Genomic DNA, 17,863 nt, shown 5'->3' on the forward strand with positions numbered 1-17,863 from the left:
TTACAAAAATGTTGCAAAATAAAAGTCAGTGGCTCTTAGGCTTACTCGCCCAAGGCGTAGAGGATGTCGGCTGCGGCAGCGTTCAGGTTGTAGCGGCTGGTGTAGCAGACGAGGGTGCCCTGGGAAGCGGCCTGCTGGCAGGCTTTGCGGACCAGGGCGTGGCCTGTATGGTTGGTGTTGATGATGAGTACGTCGGCACCCTGGAGTTTTTGGACGTCGAAGTGCTTGTTTTCCAGGATCATCCAGTGCGGGAAGCGCGTGCGGACTTTGTCATGCCACAGGGCGCTGCCGCCGGCCAGACAGACGCGGAAGCCTTCCAGGACCTTTTCCAGGCGCGACGTGTAGTCGTCGGGCATGGGAAAGGCCCTTTTTTCGACGTCTTCCTGGGGACAGCGCGTTTCCCATTCGCGCAGGGACTGTTCCAGCGTCTGGACGTAGCCGTCGTAATTTTCCTGCAAGGTCTGGTAATAGGCCTGGGTCTGGGCCAGTTCATCGCGGAGCCGGGCGGCATCGTCGTCGGCGACGGGCAGTGTGTCGTCGTAGACCAGGCGGATGACACCGAAGGCCAGGGCGATTTGGCCGGCCGTATCCAGGACGCCTGCCAAGGTCAACGCTTCTGCCGTATTCGACGGCATATGGGGCTGAGTCACTGCCATGAGGCCCCGGACTTTGTGGCCTTCGATGGCCGTCGGCCGCGGGAACTGTTCTACCGTAATCGTAGCGGCCTTCACCGTGCCTGATGAATCGGTCCGGCTCAGGTCGTAAACGGATTTGCGCGGCGTGAAGGATTGCTGCGTCAGGCGGCACGTGCCATCCATGCAGCCCGTCTTGTCCGGAAATTCGATGTACCCGTCTTTTTGCAGTTTGTCCCATAATCGCGCTGTCGGAACGGGCCGCCCTGCCAGGCAGAGCATTTCGCCATATGGCAAGAAACATTCATTGCCGCGGCACGACAGTCCTGTTATTTCATTGATATACATAAGCTGTGTGATTTTCATAATATGATTTCTCCTCGCGTCCATAGAATATGTTTCTATTATAAGGCAGGCCTTGGGGCTTGAATAGGGGCGGAAACATCTTGTTATGAAGGGAAATTCACTCCATTTATAGTTCTATGAAGAAAAAGTACAGAATTTTTTGTGTCAAGGAGAAAAAATTATGATAGAATAAGGGGGTACATATGCAGAGTATACTAATAGAGGAGGTGCGCCGATAATGATGAAGCGGAATATCGTTCTCGTCGGCATGATGGGGAGCGGCAAAAGTCATATTGGCCGCAAGCTGGCCCAGCGCCTCGGCTGGCAATTTGTCGATACGGACCGGCGTATTGAACGGGCTGTGGGCATGACCATTGCCGAGTTCTATGCCAGTGCCGGAGAAAAAGTTTTTCGCGAACGGGAAATCAATGTCCTGCAGCAAGTCAGCCGCTATCATGAAGCTGTCATTTCCTTTGGCGGCAACTTTCCCATGAATGTCGGTACTTATCGAATCCTGCATCGTCATGGATTTATCGTCGCTTTATTGTCCGAACCGTTCCGCGTGGAAGAACGGGTCAGCCGTCATATAGGCAAGCGGCCGACTGTCGATTATGAGAATCTTCATGATTTCGTCCACACGATGATGAAACAGTGGGAAGAGGTCTATCCGTACTGCGACTGCGTCATTGATACGACGCGCGGGGGAGCGTCACAGATCGTCGAATCCATTGTCCATAAAATCAACGAAAGGCATGTGCAATTCATTGCCCGGGAAAAGAAGGAGAAGGATGTAAAATGATCAACAAAATCGGAGTATTGACCAGCGGCGGCGACGCTCCTGGTATGAATGCGGCTATTCGCGGCGTCACGCGGTATGCCATCCAGAAAGGTCTTACTGTCGAAGGCATCATTCGCGGCTATGAAGGGCTGTTGAGTCATGAAACGCGCCCCTTAGGTCGTCGTGATGTCGGCGCTATCATCCATCGCGGCGGCACCATGCTGCGGACAGCTCGCTGCTTGGAATTCAAAGAAAAAGAAACGCAGAAAAAAGCAGCTGCCTACCTGCGTGAACTGGAAATAGATGCCCTCGTCGTCATCGGCGGCGACGGCTCCATGCGCGGTGCCCAGGCTCTGAGCCGCTGGGGCATCCCGACGATTACCATTCCCGGCACCATCGACAACGATATGATGGGGACGCAGTATACCCTGGGGTTCGATACAGCTGTCAATACGGTCCTGGAATCGGTCAATAAGATCCGCGACACGGCGTTCTCCCATGACCGCGTCGCCGTCATCGAAGTCATGGGCCGCGAAGCCGGTTTCATCGCCCTCAATGCCGGCATGGCTTCCGGTGCCGAAGCGGTCCTGGTCCCGGAACATCCCGTCGATCTGGCTGCGCTTTGCCGTCACCTGGAAGAATCGCACCGCATGAAGAAATTGAGTAGCATCGTCATCGTCGCCGAAGGTGCTGCCAAAGGGGCTGATGTCGTCGACTACATCAAAGAACACACCTACCTTTCGCCGAACTTGACCGTCCTCGGCTATGTCCAGCGCGGCGGCGCTCCGTCGGCTTATGACGCCATCATGGCCGGCCGTTTTGCCCAGAAAGCCGTCGACAGCCTGCTGGCTGGCACGTATAACTGTGTCGTCGGCCTCATCGATAACCGCGTCGTAGCGACGCCATATTCGGAAGCCGAAGCCCTGCGCTATCCCATCGACGAAAATCTGTTGAGACTGGTCCATCTCTTAGGGAGATAAGGCGCCTGCGGCGCCGTTTGGCGTGCAACGTGATTCGTTTGCCGTGGCTGTGCATAAAGGAAATGCTCCTTGTGCACAGCCTCTTTTTTTGCGAAAGCTCTTACAAATACAGGTTTGGGACACCCACAGGATTCGCGCGGGCCTCCGCTTATGGAGGCCCCTACACCGCGGCCTGCGGCCAGCCGACTGCGTTTGTTTATTACGGCAAACGAACCACGACCCACGGTAAACGACGTGAAAAAGGGGTTATGCATGACGACGGCAGCCTTCGTGCGATAATCCCCTTCAATGCGTTGACATCTTATAAATATGCACGTATAATAGAGTAGCGTATATATTATCATATGTTACAGAGTGTCATTTAGAGGAGTGTTATCATGTCGTTTGATTTTAGTCTGATCTGGAACTCATTGCCCCTGCTGTTAGCCGGTGCCGGTGTTACCATTGAAATCACGGCGATTGCTGTCGGCCTGGGTTTCATTTTCGGCCTGATTACCAGTGTGTGCCGCTTGTCGGGCGTCAAGATTTTACAGGTCATTGCCGTCTGCTACGTCAATATTATCCGTGGTACGCCTATGCTGGTCCAGATTTTCCTGATTTATTTTGCCCTGCCGATGGTCATTGGCGAACGCATCAACCCCTTCGTCGCTGCCGTCGCTGCCTGCTCGATCAACAGTGGTGCTTACGTTTCGGAAATCTTCCGCGCCGGGATCCAGTCCGTTGATAAAGGCCAGATGGAAGCCGGCCGTTCCCTGGGCTTGTCGTGGATGCAGACCATGCGCTATGTCATCATGCCCCAGGCTTTTAAACACGTCATCCCGCCGCTGGGCAACGAATTTATTTCCATGACCAAGGAAACGTCCCTGGTTTCGGTCATCGGCTTTGAAGAATTGACCCGCCGCGGCCAGCTCATCATAGCCAAGACCTATGGTTCTTTTGAAATCTGGCTGACTGTCGCTGCTATTTACCTGGTCATGACTTTGACCATTGCCCGTCTCGTAAGCTATTTGGAACGGAGGTTCGCAACGGATGATAGAAATTAAAGGTTTGAAAAAAAGTTTTGGCAAGCACGAAGTCCTGAAGGGCATCGACTTGACCATTCAAGATAAAGAAGTCGTCGTCATCATCGGCCCGTCCGGTTCCGGCAAGAGTACGATCCTGCGCTGCATCAACTATCTGGAACAGCCGACGGCTGGGGAAATCATCGTCGACGGCATCAGCATGAGCGATGCCAAGAGCATCAACAATATCCGCAAGGAAGTCGGCATGGTTTTCCAGCGCTTCAATCTCTTCCCGCACATGACGGTCTTGCAGAACATCATCTTGTCGCCCATGAAGACCCGCGGTGAAAGCAAGGATGAAGCGACGAAGACGGCTATCCAGCTCTTGGAAAAAGTCGGTCTGGCCGATAAGAAAGACGCCTATCCCGAAACCTTGTCCGGCGGTCAGCAGCAGCGTGTGGCCATTGCCCGCGCCCTGGCCATGAAACCGAAGTTCATGCTCTTCGATGAACCGACATCGGCATTGGACCCGGAAATGGTCCGCGAAGTATTGGACGTCATCAAGAATTTGGCCAAAGACGGCATGTCCATGGCCATCGTCACCCACGAAATGGGCTTTGCCCGGGAAGTCGCCGACCGCGTCCTGTTCATCGACGAAGGGAAAATCCTGGAACAAGGGAAGCCGGATGACATCTTCTTCCATCCGAAAGAAGAACGGACGAAACTCTTCCTGTCGAAAATCCTGTAAAAAGCGTAAAAAAAAGCTGTCGCATAAGCGGCAGCTTTTTTTGTGGTTCGTTTGGCGTGATTCGTTTGCCGAAAATTCGTAGAAATGCAGGCTGAGGCTGTGCACAGGATTCGCTCGGGCGCCCCTACACCGAAAGGGTGTCTGCACAATCTCCAGCAATCCACGGTCTACGACTCACGAACCACGAACCACGGCCCACGGCCCGCAGGGCCTTATCCCCGGGCCGCCCGGAATGCTGTTTCCGCGGCTTTGACGGTGCGTGCGATATCCTCATCGCTGTGGGCGCCGGAGACGAAGTTGGTTTCAAATTGGGACGGTGCCAGGTAGATGCCTTGTTCCAGCATGGACAGGAAGTAGCGGCGGAAGGCGTCCTGGTCGCTGGCTTCGGACGTGGCGTAGTTGGTGACCGGGACGGCGCTGAAGAAGACGCTGAACATGGTGCCGGCCCGATGGACCTGGACGGCAGCACCGGCCTGGGCAGCGGCGTCTTTGAGGCCGTCTGTCAGGATTTTCGTTTTGGCACAGGCTTTTTCGATGTAATCCGGGTCTTCTGTGATGAGGCGCAGCGTTTCCAGTCCGGCTGCCATGGCCAGGGGGTTGCCGCTGAGGGTACCGGCCTGGTAGACCGGGCCGGCCGGCGAGACGCAGTCCATGATGTCTTTACGGCCGCCATAGGCTGCGACGGGCAGGCCGCCGCCGATGATCTTGCCCAGGGTCGTCATGTCCGGGACGATGTGATAGATGCTCTGGGCGCCGTGCAGGGCCGTGCGGAAGCCGCACATGACTTCGTCGAAGATGAGGACCGTGCCATGCTTCTGTGTTTCGTCACGCAAGAGCTGCAGATAGCCTTCTTCCGGCAGGACCAGGCCCATGTTGCCGGCAATGGGTTCGACGATGACGGCGGCAATGTCGTCGCCGCAGCGGTCCATGAGTTCCCGGAAGGCGTCGGAATCGTTATAGGCGACGGTCAGTGTATCCTTGGCCGTGCCGGCTGTGACGCCTGGGCTGTCGGGCTGGCCGAAGGTGGCGGCACCGGAACCGGCTTTGACCAGCAGGCTGTCGCCGTGGCCGTGATAGCAGCCGATGAATTTCACGATTTTATCGCGTCCCGTATAGCCGCGGGCGGCGCGGATGGCGCTCATCGTCGCTTCCGTGCCGGAATTGACCATGCGCAGTTTTTCGATGGACGGGTAGATTTCTTTGACCAGTTTGGCCAGCTGCGATTCAATCAGCGTCGGGGCGCCATAGCTCGTGCCGCGCGTGGCCGCTTCCTGCAGGGCCTTGACGACGCGGGGGTGGGCATGGCCGACGATCATGGGACCCCAGGAACCGACGTAGTCGATGTACTGATTGCCGTCGATGTCACAGATGGTACTGCCTTTGGCCCAGGCGATGAACGGCGGCGGACAGCCGATACGGTTATATGAGCGGACCGGGCTGTTGACGCCGCCCGGCATGAGGGTCTGCGCTTCTTCAAAAGCGGCAGCTGATTTTTCTAAGTGAAGCATGGAAAGGCCTCCTTATTCTTTGATGTCTAAATTGAAGACGTTCCGCAGTTCGCGGACGACCCGGTCTTCGTCAGGCGTGTTGGCTGCTTCGACCGTGCGGCGCAGGGGAGCACGCAGGATTTTGCGGACCAGGATATGGGATAAGTTCTCGACGACGCGGAACTGGTCATCGGTCAGTTCGGGCAGTTTGTTGCGGGCTCGTTTGACGAAATGGCGCCGTGTCCGTTCAGCCTGCTGGGACAGGCTGAGGACGACGGGACGGACCGACAGGTATTGATAGCGTTCAATCATGGTGTTCACGGCTTCGTCGACGATATAGCTGGCAGCTACGGCTTCGCGCTGGCGCGTAGCTTCGTTGTCGTGGACGACTTCCTGAAGGTCGTCGATGTTGTATAAGGTGACGCCGGGCAGACGGGTCACGGCCGGGTCGACGTCGCGCGGTACGGCGATGTCGATGAGCAGCAGGGGCCGGCCCTGGCGTAGTTCCTGGAAGCGCTGCAGCCGGGGGACGGTGATGACGTAGTGCGGTGCCCCCGTCGAGGCGATGATGATGTCGACGTCGGAGACGACGGACTGGACTTCTTTATAGTGGACGGCCTGGCCGCCGACGTCAGCGGCCAGTTCCTGGGCCCGTTCCAGATGGCGGTTGACGATGTACAGTTTCCCGGCGCCTTTGCCTAAGAAATTCTGCGCCGTCAGGCGGGCCATCTGGCCGGCGCCGTAGAGCAGGAGATTCCGGCCAGACAGGGAGCCGAGCTGTTTTTCGGCCATCTGGACGGCTGTATAGCTGACGGATACGGCGTTGTAGGCAATGTGCGTTTCCGTCCGGACCCGCTTGCCCGTGGCGATGGCCTGCTGGAAGAGCATGTTCAGGATGGCACTGGTCGCGCCGTTTTCGTGGGCCATGACGTAGGCCTGTTTGACCTGGCTGAGGATCTGACCTTCGCCGAGGACCAGCGAGTCCAGGCTGGCAGCGACGTTGAACAAGTGGTGGATGCAGGCTTTTCCCGTATAGCTGTAGAAATAGGACGGTTCATAAGCCGGACGGCCGGCTGCGTCGAGGAAGAAGTCGCGCAGGGCCTGTTCATTATCGCGCACGTCGTCGACGACGGCATAGACTTCGGCGCGGTTGCACGTCGACAGGATGACGGCTTCGCGCAGGCCGCCGTAATCGTCGAGATGCTGCAGGGCGTCGTGGATGGCGTCGGGTGTCATAGTGAAGTGTTCCCGGATGGCGACGGGGACGGTCTTATGATTGAGGCCGAGGATGACGAGGTCCATTTTATGCCTCGACTTCGCCGTTTTTCAGCCACTTGGCGACGTCGACGGCGTGGTAGGTGATGATGATATCGGCGCCGGCGCGTTTCATGCTGGTCAGTTCTTCCATGACGATGCGTTTTTCGTCGATCCAGCCGTTGCGGGCTGCGGCTTTGACCATGGCGTATTCGCCGCTGACGTTATAGGTCGCAATGGGGCGCTGGCAGCGCTGGCGGGCCTGATAGACGATATCCAGGTAGGAAAGGGCCGGTTTGACCATGATGATGTCGGCGCCTTCTTCCAGGTCGAGGTCGATTTCCTTCATGGCTTCGCGGCCATTGGCCGGGTCCATCTGGTACTGGCGGCGGTCGCCGAAGTGCGGTGCCGAATCGGCGGCGTCGCGGAAGGGGCCGTAGAAGCCGGATGCGTATTTGGCGGCATAGGACATAATAATCGTATTGATGAAGCCTTCTTCGTCCAAGGCCTGACGGATGGATGCGATGCGGCCGTCCATCATATCCGACGGGGCGACGATATCGGCACCGGCTTCGGCCTGGCTGACGGCGACTTTGTTGAGCAGCTTCAGCGTCGCGTCGTTATCGACGTAGTGGTCTTTGACCTGACCGCAGTGGCCGTGGTCCGTGTACTGGCAGAGGCAGACGTCGCCGACGATGACCATGTCCGGCAGGGCTTTCTTGATGGCGCGGATGGCACATTGGACCGGGCTCTGCGGGTCCCAGGCGCTGGAGCCGATTTCGTCTTTATAAGCCGGCAGGCCAAAGACTTCGATAGCCCGCAATCCCAAGGCATAGATGTCTTCGGCCAGGCGTACGGCGTTGTCTACGGACAGGTGATAACAGCCGGGCATGCTGGGGATTTCTTCTTTGACATTCGTGCCGGGGACGACGAAGATAGGATAAATCAAATCGTTGAGACATACATGGTTTTCCCGGACCATAACGCGCAGGGGAGCAGAAAGGCGCAGGCGGCGGGGGCGTAAGGTATTCAATTTCATGACTTTTGGATTCTCCAATCTGTAATACATTCAGCCAGACCGGCTGTGGTGTAGGTCTGGGCTGTGATTATTTTTTTCAGGCCTGCTTCCTGGCAGGTGCGGGCCGTGATGGGACCGATGCAGGCAATGGTGATGTCGTCGAGGACGTCGGTCGGGGCCTGGTTCAGGGCCAGGAAGTTCTGGACGGCCGACGAACTGGTGAAGGTCACAACGTCGACGGCCCGGCGCGTCAAGAGATCCGTCAGGGTCTCGCTGTTTTCGCTGGCTGCGACGGTACAGTAGGCCTGGCAGATGTCGACGACGGCACCCCAGCGGCGCAGGGTGTCAGGCAGGACAGACCGGGCTTCTTTGGCCCGCGGGATGAGGATGCGTTCTTTTCCCGACAAATGAGCCTCCAGAGCGGCGGCCAGGTCTTCGGCACAGTAGGCGTCGGGGACGACGTCGGCGCGAAGGCCGTACCGGTTCAGGGCCTCGGCCGTAGCGCTGCCGATGGCGGCCAGTTTGGCCCGGCCCAGGGCCCGGCTGTCGCGGCCGTGGTGCTGGAGGCGGTGGAAAAAGGCATCGACGCCGTTGGTGCTGGTGAAGATGACCCAGTCATAGCTGGCTAATCGGCCGATGGCTTCGTCCAGGGCCTGATAATCGTCAGTCGGCGGCGTGATGCGGATGGTCGGGACTTCCAGGCAGCGGGCGCCCAGTTCTTCCAGGCGGTGTGTCAAGGCCGGTGCCTGGGCATGGGTCCGGGTGACGGCGATGGTCAGGCCGAAGAGGGGCTTGGTATCGAACCATTGCATGGACGGACGCAGGGCGACGACGTCGCCGACGATGAAGACAGCTGGTGCCTGGAAGTGGCAGGCTGCCGCTTTTTCAGCGATGTCGCCAACCGTGGCTACCAGCGTTTCCTGGTCGGCCTTGGTGCCCCAGCGGACTAGGGCGGCCGGCGTGGAAGCCGGGCGGCCGTAGGTGATGAGCTGTTTGGTAATGGACGGCAGGTTGTGGACGCCCATGAGGAAAATCAGGGTATCTACGGCCGTCGCCAGTTTGTCCCAGTGAATCGATGAATGGCCCTTGGTCGGGTCTTCGTGGCCTGTGACGACGGCAAAGGAAGAGGCCGCCGTCCTATCGGTCACAGGGATGCCGGCATAAGCCGGTGCGCCGATGGCCGATGTGACGCCTGGGATGATTTCAAAGGGCAGGCCGGCGTCGTGAAGGGCCCGGCTTTCTTCACCGCCGCGGCCGAAGACGAAGGGGTCGCCGCCTTTGAGGCGGACGACGGTCTTGCCTTCTTTGGCTTTGGCAATGAGCAGGTCGATGATTTTGTCCTGCGATAACGTATGGTCAGCGGCTTTTTTGCCGACGTAGATTTTTTCAGCACCTGGCGGGGCGAATTCTAAAAGGCGCGGATCGGCCAAGTAGTCGTAGATGACGACGTCGGCCCGGCCCAGGACTTCCTGGCCCCGCAGGGTGAGCAGGCGGTAGTCGCCGGGACCGGCGCCGGTGAGATAAACGATACCGTTCATGGAAAACCTCCTTAGTAAGTCGGCGTAATGCCTAAATCGGTGAGGATGCGGCGGCCGCCGTCATCGAGGAGCGTACAGGCCGCTTCTTTGCCGATGGCAGCGCTGTCGGCGACGGGACCTTGCGTCGTCGTGCGGCAGACCTGGCTGCCGTCTGGGGCGGCGATGATGCTCTGTAAGGTCAGCGTCCCGTTCCGGACCGTGCCGTAGACGCCGACCGGAACCTGGCAGCTGCCGTTGATGGCGGCCAGGAAGGCCCGTTCTGCTGTCGCAGCGGCGGCCGTGTCCTGGTCGTTGAGGAAAGCCAGTGCCTGCCTCAGTGACATATCGTCGGCGCGGGTTTCGATGGCCAGGGCTCCCTGGCCGACGGCAGGAATCATGGTCGTGACCGGCAGGAGCTGGCAGATGCGGTCGGCCCGGCCCAGGCGCTGCAGGCCGGCTTCGGCCAGGATGATGGCGTCGTATTGACCGTCATCGAGCTTTTTCAGGCGCGTATCGACGTTACCCCGAAGGTCGCTGACGACCAGGTCCGGCCGGGTGTGGAGCAGCTGGGCTCTGCGGCGCAGGCTCGATGTGCCGATGCAGGCGCCGGCCGGCAGGGATTCCAGGGTGGCATACGTATTGGAAACGAAGGCGTCGTGGACGTGGTGGCGGGCCGTGATGGCTGCCAGGCAGAGGCCGTCCGGGACGTCGGCTGGCAGGTCTTTCAGGCTGTGGACGGCCAGGTCGATGGTGCCGTCCAGGAGGCGCCGTTCCAATTCCGTCGTAAACAGCCCCTTGCCGCCGATGCGGGCTAAGGGGACGTCTAGGATTTTATCGCCTTGCGTGACGATATGCTGGAGCTGGACGGACAGCTCCGGGTCGTGGCGGCGCAGGGCGTCGGCGACGTAGTTGGCCTGCCACAGGGCCAGCTGGCTGCGCCGCGTACCGATGGTCAGATTACGTTTCATGGTTTTTCCTTTCCCAGGCGGCCAGCCGATCCCGGAGCAGGGCGCTGGCTGCGTCGATTTCGTTATTGTCTACCAGGGCCATGACGTCGTCCGTCAGGGCCTGGCGCCAGAAGGCCTGGCGGTCCCGGCTGGTCGGAAGGACGGACTGCCCTTGGCGGCGGATAGCTGCTAATTCAGCGAGCCAGCGGCCATAGCGTTCGTCGAAGTGCTGTTCCAGTTGCTTCCGGAGCCAGCGCGACAGCGCCGGTGCCTTGCCGTTGGTGGAAATGGTGAGCTGCAGGTCGCCCTGGCGGACGATGGACGGCAGGGTGAAGTTGCACAAATCCGGGACGTCACAGACGTTGAGCAGTTTCCCCTGGGCTTTGGCAGCAGCTGCGACGGCGTGGCTGACGGCTTCGTTGTCAGTGGCACAGATGATGAGGAAGAAGGTTGACTCATCACCGGCCTGGTATGTCCGCGGCTGCCAGGTCAGGTGGTGGCTTTCGGCCAGTTCCTGCAGCGGCCGGGTCAGGGACGGGGCAATGACCGTCACGGCAGCCCCTTCGGCCAGCAGGCGGCAGACCTTGCGTTCGGCGACGGCGCCGCCGCCGAGGACCAGACAGGACTGGCCGTTGAGATCGAGGTTGATTGGATACATAAGAGGAACTCCCTTTCAAAGTTGTACGCTTCTTATTATACCATTATAACGGAAAAAAGCTGTAGTAAATACAATATTTTATGAATGAAAAAGGAGCTGTCGCATCGCGACAGCTCCTTTTTAGAAGTCAGCGGCTAGCTGTTAGCCGTTAGCAGATGGCTTTAAATTTAAAGCCGTTGTCTATAAACTGCAAATTCCAAATGGTGACCCCTACACTCAAAAACTGCTTTGCGTGCAATAAAAAGAGCAACCTCTCAGTCAGCTTCGCTGACAGTTCTCCTATGAAGAGAGCCAGTGGGGCACGAGAGCGGGCCGCCCTTTGGGACGGCCCCTACGATTTCTTATCCCTACGAGCCCTTAGCGGATGAAGTTGGTCATGATTTTGGCTTCTGTTGCCGGGGCTTCGATGCCTGCTTTTTTGCCGGCTTCGATGCATTTCAGGATCCAAGCCATGTTGCGGCCGAGGGTACGCATGATCTGCAAGCCTTCTTCGTCTTTCTTGACTTCTTCCGGCGTGTTGCCGTGGACCATGGGCCAGTAGTTGGATGCGACGCTGACCATCTGGTGATAAGCCAGGTATTTATTGAGGACGTCCAGCGTTGCCGTCGTGCCGGCACGGCGGGCCGAAGCGACGGTGGCGCCGACTTTATGGGTCAGGGCAGCGCCGGCTTTGCCAGCCAGTTTATCCATGAAGGAGATGATTTCACCAGACGGCGAAGCCCAGTAGACCGGCGAGCCGATGACCAGGCCGTCAGCAGCCTTCATTTTTTCAGCGACAGCGTCGACGGTAGCATCGTCGGGAACGGCGTGGACGATTTCAGCATCGATACCGTTTTCTTTGAGCGTGTCGGCGACGACGGATAAAGCCGTATACGTGCAGCCCTTTTCACGGCGGCTGCCATTTAATAAGATAACTTTCATGGGAATCCCTCCTGTAAATATCATGATTACATATAGAGATGATAGAAAACTACCATTCTTGCAAAGATACTATAGCACAGAAAGGGCAAAAAAGCAAATATGCAGGCCTCCGTTCGCCGTTCGCCGTTCGCAAAACCAGCGGCTAGCCGCTAACTGCTAACGGCTGGTTTTTCCCCAGACGCATAGGGTACCCTGCTTCTATGATATAAAAATATCAAAATATAAAATTTAAAATGATATTTTTATTGCATTTAGTCAACGGGAATGGTATCATAAAGTCATCGAAAAGATTCCTTACCAAGCTACGTGAAAGGGAGTATGACTCATGAATATTATTACGCCTATGGATTCGGCGAACCAGGAAGTGTGGATCGGCGTCGACGTCGGTACGACCGGGGTCCGGGCCATTGCTTATACGGAAGACGGGACCAACGTCTGCTCGTCGGAAGCCTTTTATCCGCTGTTGACACCTCATCCGGACTGGGCTGAAGAAAGCCCGCTCCAGATCCTCGAAGCCGTCCAGGAAGTCATCAGTAAGACGGCGGCTCAGCTGCGTTATAAGAACAAAGAACTGGCAGGCATCGCCTTGAGTACGGTCATGCACAGTTTTGCCGGCCTCGATGAAGGCAGAGAGCCCCTCATGGACATGCAGACCTGGGCAGACAGCCGCAGTGCGGCCATCGTCCGGGAGATGAAGAAAGACGAAGCCTTGTGCCGCTCCTTCTATGGACGGACGGGCTGCCCCATCCACGCCTGCTATCCCCTGGCCAAGATCATCTGGCTGCGCCAGAATCAGCCGGAACTCTTCCGCCAGATGCGCTATGTAGGCTCGCTGAAGGATTATTTATTCTATCATTTGACTGGCCAATGGGTCATCGATAAGTCTGCTGCCAGCACGAGCGGCATGTACAACGAACAGACTCTGGATTGGGACGATGAAATCCTGGCCTATGCCGGTATCACCAAGGACCAGCTGCCGCCTGTCGTATCGACGACGTACAGCCAGGGGCTCTGTGAAGAAGCGGCCAAAGCCCTGCGCCTGCCTGTTGGCCTTCCCGTCGTCATCGGCGCTACTGACGGCGTCCTGGTCAATGTCGGCATCGGAGCCGTCGAACCGGGCCAGCTCAGCGGGACCATCGGGACCAGCGGCGCCCTGCGCATGCTGACCCGCCAGCCTAAGACAGACCCGCAGATGCGCACGTGGTGCTATAACCTGACCGACGACATGTGGGTCGCCGGCGGGGCCATCAACAACGGCGGCATGATTCTGCGCTGGGTCCGCGACAAGATCTGCCATTACGGCGGCAGTGCCCTGGAAACGCTGGACATCGACCCTTATGACCTGATGACCATGAAGGCAGAACACGTCGATGCCGGCGCCGACGGCCTCATCTGCCTGCCGTATTTCACGGGTGAACGGGCGCCGTACTGGAATTCGGAACTGCGGGGCATGTTCTTCGGCTTTTCTCTAAATCACAGCCGGTCCCACATGATCCGCGCCGTCATGGAAGGCATCTGTTACAGCCTGAACAGCGTCATGGCAGCCCTCAAGGAATTCGGCGACGTCAAGGACATCCGCGTCAGCGGCAGTTTCACCAAGTCGAAACTGTGGCTCCAGATTTTATCAGACGTCCTCAACCAGCCCATTACCCTGCCGGACAACAGCGAAGGCGCTGCCTTCGGGGCGGCTGTGCTGGGCTTCATTTCCAGCGGCAGGTTGAAGAGCATCGCCGATACGGCCGACCTGGTCCACGCCAAGAAGGTGTATACGCCTATGGAAGAAAACGTTGCCGTCTATCAGCAGCTCTATGACATCTTCGTCCGGCTCTATCATAACTTGCAGCGCGAATTTGCCGACATCACGGCATATCAGCAGAAATTATAATTTCCAGTGAAAAGGAGCGATTGCTATGGCACTTCACGATATTGGCGTCGTCGGCATGGCCGTCATGGGCAGTAACCTGGCCCTGAATATGGCCGACCACGGCTATGACGTTTCGGTTTACAACTATACGCCGGACTTGACGGAACAGTTCCTCCAAGAACGGCCTCATGAAAAGATTACGGGCTACTTCGAGCTGAAAGATTTCCTGGCTTCCCTGAAGCGGCCGCGCAAGATTATGCTCATGATCATGGCCGGCGCTCCCGTGGACAGCATGCTCGACCAGCTGCTGCCTCTCCTCGATACGGGGGACATCATCATCGACGGCGGCAATTCCTATTTCGGCGATACGCGCCGCCGCTACGACCGTTGCAGGGAAGACGGCATCCACTTCTACGGCATGGGGATTTCCGGTGGGGAAACGGGGGCCCGCCGCGGCCCGGCCATCATGCCTGGCGGCAATAAGGAAACGTACCCGGAAATCCAGCCCATTTACGAAGCCATTGCCGCTAAAGCCGCTGACGGCAAGCCGTGCTGCACGTATATCGGCGAAGACGGTGCCGGCCACTATGTCAAGATGGTCCACAACGGCATCGAATACGCCGACATGCAGCTCATTGCCGAAGCCTATTTGCTGCTCAAATACGTCGGCGGTTACGACAACGCCGCTATTTCCAAGATTTTCCATGAATGGAACCAGGGCGAGTTGAAAAGCTTCCTCATCGGCATCGCTGCAGACATCTTCGCTGAAGACGACGAAGCCGGCGGACAGGTCCTGGATAAGATCGTCGACGCTGCCGGTCAGAAGGGGACAGGCCGCTGGACGAGTATCGAGTCAATGAAACAAGGCGTCGATATTTCCATGATCACCGCAGCCTGCAATGCCCGCGTCATGTCCAATGCACTGGGCCGTGCGAAAGCCCAGGCCTGCATCGAAATGCCTGCCTTGTCCCATCAGCACGGTGACGACTTCGTCGAAGCCGTCCGCCAGAGCCTCTATGCGGCGAAAATCGTCGCTTATGCCCAGGGCTTTTCCCTCTACAAGAGCGCGTCGGAAACGTATGACTGGCACCTCGATTACGGCGCTATCGCTTCTATTTTCCGGGCTGGCTGCATCATCCAGGCCGAATTCCTGACCAAGATTACCGAAGCCTATGACAAGAATCCGGACCTGGACAATCTCTTGTTCGATGACTTCTTCCTGGCAAAGATTAACGCCAATCAGGGCGCCCTGCAGCAGATCATCGGCCTGGCCATCGCCAACGGCCTGCCTATCCCGGCTTTTTCGGCAGCCCTGCAATACCTCGATGCCTACAGCAGTCCCCAGGTCGGGGCCAACCTCATCCAGGCCCTGCGCGACTACTTCGGCGCCCATACGTTCCAGCGCGTCGATAAAGAAGGCACTTTCCATCATCATTGGCACGAGCACTATACCAAATAAAGGAGGCTTCTCATTATGCCACTCGTCATCCTAGCCATTGGCATTCTTGTCTTATTTTTCCTCATCGTCAAAGTAAAACTCAATAGTTTCCTGGCTTTGCTCCTCGTCGCCGGCGCCGTCGGCCTGGCTGAAGGCATGCCTATCGACAAGCTCATCCCGACCATTGAAAAGGGGCTGGGCGGTACCCTAGGCGGCCTGGCCATCGTCGTTTCTTTCGGCGCCATGCTGGGCAAGCTCATGGCTGAAAGCGGCGGCGCTCAGCGCATCGCCACGACGCTGATCAACGTCTTCGGCCGGGAAAACGTCAAATGGGCCGTCTGCCTGACGGGCTTCATCGTCGGTATCGCCTTGTTCTATGAAATCGGCTTTGTCCTGCTCATTCCTTTAGTCTTCACCATTGCCGCAGAAGCCAAGATTCCTCTGCTGGAAGTCGGTATCCCTATGGCTGCGGCCTTGTCGGTCACCCACGGCTTCCTGCCGCCTCATCCGGGCCCGACAGCGATTTCCATCATTTATAATGCCGATATCGGCACGACCCTGGTCTATGGTGCCATCATCGCCATCCCGACGGCCATCGTCGCCGGCCCGCTGTACTGCACGCTGACGCGCGACATCAATCCGGAAATCCCCAAGGGCATGTACAACCCGAAAATCTTTAAGGACGATGAAATGCCTGGCTTTGGTATTTCCGTCTTCACGGCGCTGGTCCCGGTCATCCTCATGGCTGCTTCGGCTATTGCCAAATTGACTATGGGTGCCGATGTCCCGGCCCGCCATATCCTGACCTTCTTCGGTCAGCCGGACATTGCCCTGACCATTTCCGTCGCCATCGCTATCTATACCTTCGGCCTGGGCCGGGGCAAATCCATGGAAGATGTCATGAAGACCGTCCAGGATGCCGTCCTGACCATTGCCATGATCTTGCTCATCGTCGGCGGTGGCGGTGCCTTGAAACAGGTCCTCATCGACAGCGGTGTCGGCACGTACATCGGCAACCTCGTCGCCGGTTCGGATTTGTCGCCGCTGCTCCTGGCCTGGCTGGTCGCTGCCGTCATCCGCACGGCCTGCGGTTCGGCTACGGTAGCAGCCCTGACGGCTGGCGGTATTGCCGCCCCTATCTGCGCCGTCACCGGTGCCAATCCGGAACTGATGGTCCTGGCTACGGGCGCCGGTTCGCTCATCTTCAGCCCGCCGAATGACCCTGGTTTCTGGCTGTTCAAGGAATTTTTCGGCCTGACGGTCAAACAGACCGTCCGCACGTGGTGCGCCCTGGAAACAATCATTGCCGTCATGGGTTTAGCTGGTGTACTTGTTTTGAATCTCTTTGTAGGCTAAAATAAAAGTGAATATGAAAGTAGGAGGGAAGACGATGGAAGAAATGAAGCTCCAGGTATTTCCTGTCCTGCGCAGTGCATACGGCGGTCTGACCAAGTCAGAGCGCCGTATTGCCGATTATATTGTCGATCATCCCGGCGAGGTCATGGAACAGACCGTAGCGGACCTGGCCGTTCATGCGCAGAGTTCGGAAATCACCATTTCCCGGTTTTGCAAGAAATTGGGCTGCAGCGGGTTGAAGGAATTGAAGCTCATGCTGGCCGCCGATTTGTCGGCAGCGCCGCAGAAGGACTTCCACGATATCCAGGCCGGCGATACGGGCCGCCAGGTGGCGTCCAAGGTTTTTGCCAATATCGCCGAAGGTTTGCAGGATACGCTGAGCCTCCTCGATTATGATGCTGTCGATGAAGCGGCCCGGCTCATCTTGAAGGCCCGGCGGATTTATGTCTTTGGCTTCGGCAATTCGGCGACGGTCTGCATGGATATGGCCACGCGGTTCCTGCGCCTGGGACTGGCTATCCGGGAGTATGCCGACTCCCATATGCAGGTCACGGCGGCGGCCCTGATGACGGCCGACGATGTGGTCATCGCCGTATCCCATAGCGGGGCGTCGAAGGAACTATTGCAATCGGTCCAGGCCGCCAGGGAGAACGGGGCCAAAGTCATCGTCATCACCAGCCATGGCCAGTCGCCTTTGGCTGCGTTAGCCGATATCTGCCTGTGCGGCATGGGGCGCGAAGTCCAGTACACGTCAGAAGCCGGGGCGTCGCGCCTGATCCACATGGCCATCGGCGATGTCCTCTATACGCGCGTGGCCATGCAGGAAAAGGCGGTCTTTCAGGACAATATGGAAAAGATGCGCCGCGAAATCGTCAAAAAGCGGCAGCACTGATTTTGGCTACGAAAATCGGCCGTTCTG

16 protein-coding genes are annotated in these 17,863 nt (G+C 57.8%); 8 read left to right on the plus strand and 8 right to left on the minus strand.

All coding sequences use genetic code 11. The features are described 5' to 3' along the window. Nucleotides 1-41: 41 nt before the first annotated feature. Nucleotides 42-998, minus strand: coding sequence for a C-Myc-binding protein (locus ACFWUB_RS10730; protein ID WP_416183954.1), 957 nt, complete (start codon nt 996-998; stop codon nt 42-44). Nucleotides 999-1,215: 217 nt separating this feature from the next. On the opposite strand from ACFWUB_RS10730, the gene ACFWUB_RS10735 reads away from it, so the two are divergent. The 4 genes from ACFWUB_RS10735 to ACFWUB_RS10750 all read left to right on the plus strand — a co-directional run bounded on the left by ACFWUB_RS10735 (nt 1,216) and on the right by ACFWUB_RS10750 (nt 4,484). Beyond that, nucleotides 1,216-1,776, plus strand: a complete 561-nt coding sequence (locus ACFWUB_RS10735) for a shikimate kinase (RefSeq protein ID WP_014016821.1) — start codon at nt 1,216-1,218, stop codon at nt 1,774-1,776. Continuing rightward, complete coding sequence (gene pfkA / locus ACFWUB_RS10740; RefSeq protein ID WP_416183955.1) at nt 1,773-2,735, plus strand: 6-phosphofructokinase; 963 nt, start codon at nt 1,773-1,775, stop codon at nt 2,733-2,735. Before ACFWUB_RS10735 ends, pfkA begins: the two co-directional genes overlap by 4 nt. A gap of 377 nt (nt 2,736-3,112) precedes the next feature. Next, nucleotides 3,113-3,778, plus strand: a complete 666-nt coding sequence (locus ACFWUB_RS10745; RefSeq protein WP_302491241.1) for an amino acid ABC transporter permease — start codon at nt 3,113-3,115, stop codon at nt 3,776-3,778. Then, the gene (locus tag ACFWUB_RS10750; RefSeq protein ID WP_020311101.1) at nt 3,765-4,484 is read left to right on the plus strand and encodes an amino acid ABC transporter ATP-binding protein; all 720 of its coding nucleotides are present in this window, start codon (nt 3,765-3,767) and stop codon (nt 4,482-4,484) included. The genes ACFWUB_RS10745 and ACFWUB_RS10750 overlap by 14 nt, the downstream gene beginning before the upstream one ends. Before the next feature lie 212 nt (nt 4,485-4,696). On the opposite strand, the gene hemL is transcribed toward ACFWUB_RS10750, so the two are convergent. From hemL to ACFWUB_RS10785, 7 genes are all read right to left on the minus strand, one after another. Further along, nucleotides 4,697-5,992 carry a glutamate-1-semialdehyde 2,1-aminomutase gene (gene hemL / locus ACFWUB_RS10755; protein WP_416183956.1) on the minus strand — a complete coding sequence of 432 codons (1,296 nt, stop codon included), beginning with the start codon at nt 5,990-5,992 and terminating at the stop codon, nt 4,697-4,699. 12 nt (nt 5,993-6,004) lie between these two features. Continuing rightward, nucleotides 6,005-7,273, minus strand: a complete 1,269-nt coding sequence (gene hemA, locus ACFWUB_RS10760; RefSeq protein WP_294026219.1) for a glutamyl-tRNA reductase — start codon at nt 7,271-7,273, stop codon at nt 6,005-6,007. A gap of 1 nt (nt 7,274) precedes the next feature. After that, on the minus strand, nt 7,275-8,264 hold the full coding sequence (gene hemB / locus ACFWUB_RS10765; protein ID WP_020311099.1) for a porphobilinogen synthase: 990 nt from the start codon (nt 8,262-8,264) through the stop codon (nt 7,275-7,277). Further along, entirely contained in the window at nt 8,261-9,781 is a 1,521-nt protein-coding gene (gene cobA / locus ACFWUB_RS10770; RefSeq protein WP_020311098.1) for a uroporphyrinogen-III C-methyltransferase, read from the minus strand. The genes hemB and cobA overlap by 4 nt, the downstream gene beginning before the upstream one ends. An 11-nt stretch (nt 9,782-9,792) precedes the next feature. Continuing rightward, nucleotides 9,793-10,728: a hydroxymethylbilane synthase gene (hemC, locus tag ACFWUB_RS10775; RefSeq protein ID WP_020311097.1), complete on the minus strand. Its 936-nt coding sequence runs from the start codon at nt 10,726-10,728 to the stop codon at nt 9,793-9,795. Beyond that, nucleotides 10,718-11,365, minus strand: coding sequence for a precorrin-2 dehydrogenase/sirohydrochlorin ferrochelatase family protein (locus ACFWUB_RS10780; RefSeq protein ID WP_020311096.1), 648 nt, complete (start codon nt 11,363-11,365; stop codon nt 10,718-10,720). The genes hemC and ACFWUB_RS10780 overlap by 11 nt, the downstream gene beginning before the upstream one ends. Nucleotides 11,366-11,722: 357 nt before the next feature. Further along, a complete protein-coding gene (locus tag ACFWUB_RS10785; protein WP_020311095.1) occupies nt 11,723-12,286 on the minus strand; it encodes a flavodoxin family protein in 564 nt (187 codons plus the stop codon). 325 nt (nt 12,287-12,611) lie between these two features. Between ACFWUB_RS10785 and ACFWUB_RS10790 the strand changes: the two genes are divergently transcribed. The 4 genes from ACFWUB_RS10790 to ACFWUB_RS10805 are packed head-to-tail and all read left to right on the plus strand — an operon-like array spanning nt 12,612 to nt 17,836. Continuing rightward, nucleotides 12,612-14,171: a gluconokinase gene (locus ACFWUB_RS10790; protein ID WP_292281806.1), complete on the plus strand. Its 1,560-nt coding sequence runs from the start codon at nt 12,612-12,614 to the stop codon at nt 14,169-14,171. Between the two features lie 25 nt (nt 14,172-14,196). Further along, entirely contained in the window at nt 14,197-15,609 is a 1,413-nt protein-coding gene (gnd, locus tag ACFWUB_RS10795) for a decarboxylating NADP(+)-dependent phosphogluconate dehydrogenase (RefSeq protein ID WP_416183957.1), read from the plus strand. A 15-nt stretch (nt 15,610-15,624) separates the two neighbouring features. Next, nucleotides 15,625-16,944, plus strand: a complete 1,320-nt coding sequence (locus tag ACFWUB_RS10800) for a gluconate:H+ symporter (RefSeq protein WP_416183958.1) — start codon at nt 15,625-15,627, stop codon at nt 16,942-16,944. 34 nt (nt 16,945-16,978) lie between these two features. Further along, nucleotides 16,979-17,836: a MurR/RpiR family transcriptional regulator gene (locus tag ACFWUB_RS10805; protein ID WP_416183959.1), complete on the plus strand. Its 858-nt coding sequence runs from the start codon at nt 16,979-16,981 to the stop codon at nt 17,834-17,836. Nucleotides 17,837-17,863: the final 27 nt, after the last annotated feature.

This window comes from Megasphaera sp. (assembly GCF_047831605.1).
Taxonomy (GTDB): Bacteria; Bacillota; Negativicutes; order Veillonellales; family Megasphaeraceae; genus Megasphaera; species Megasphaera intestinihominis.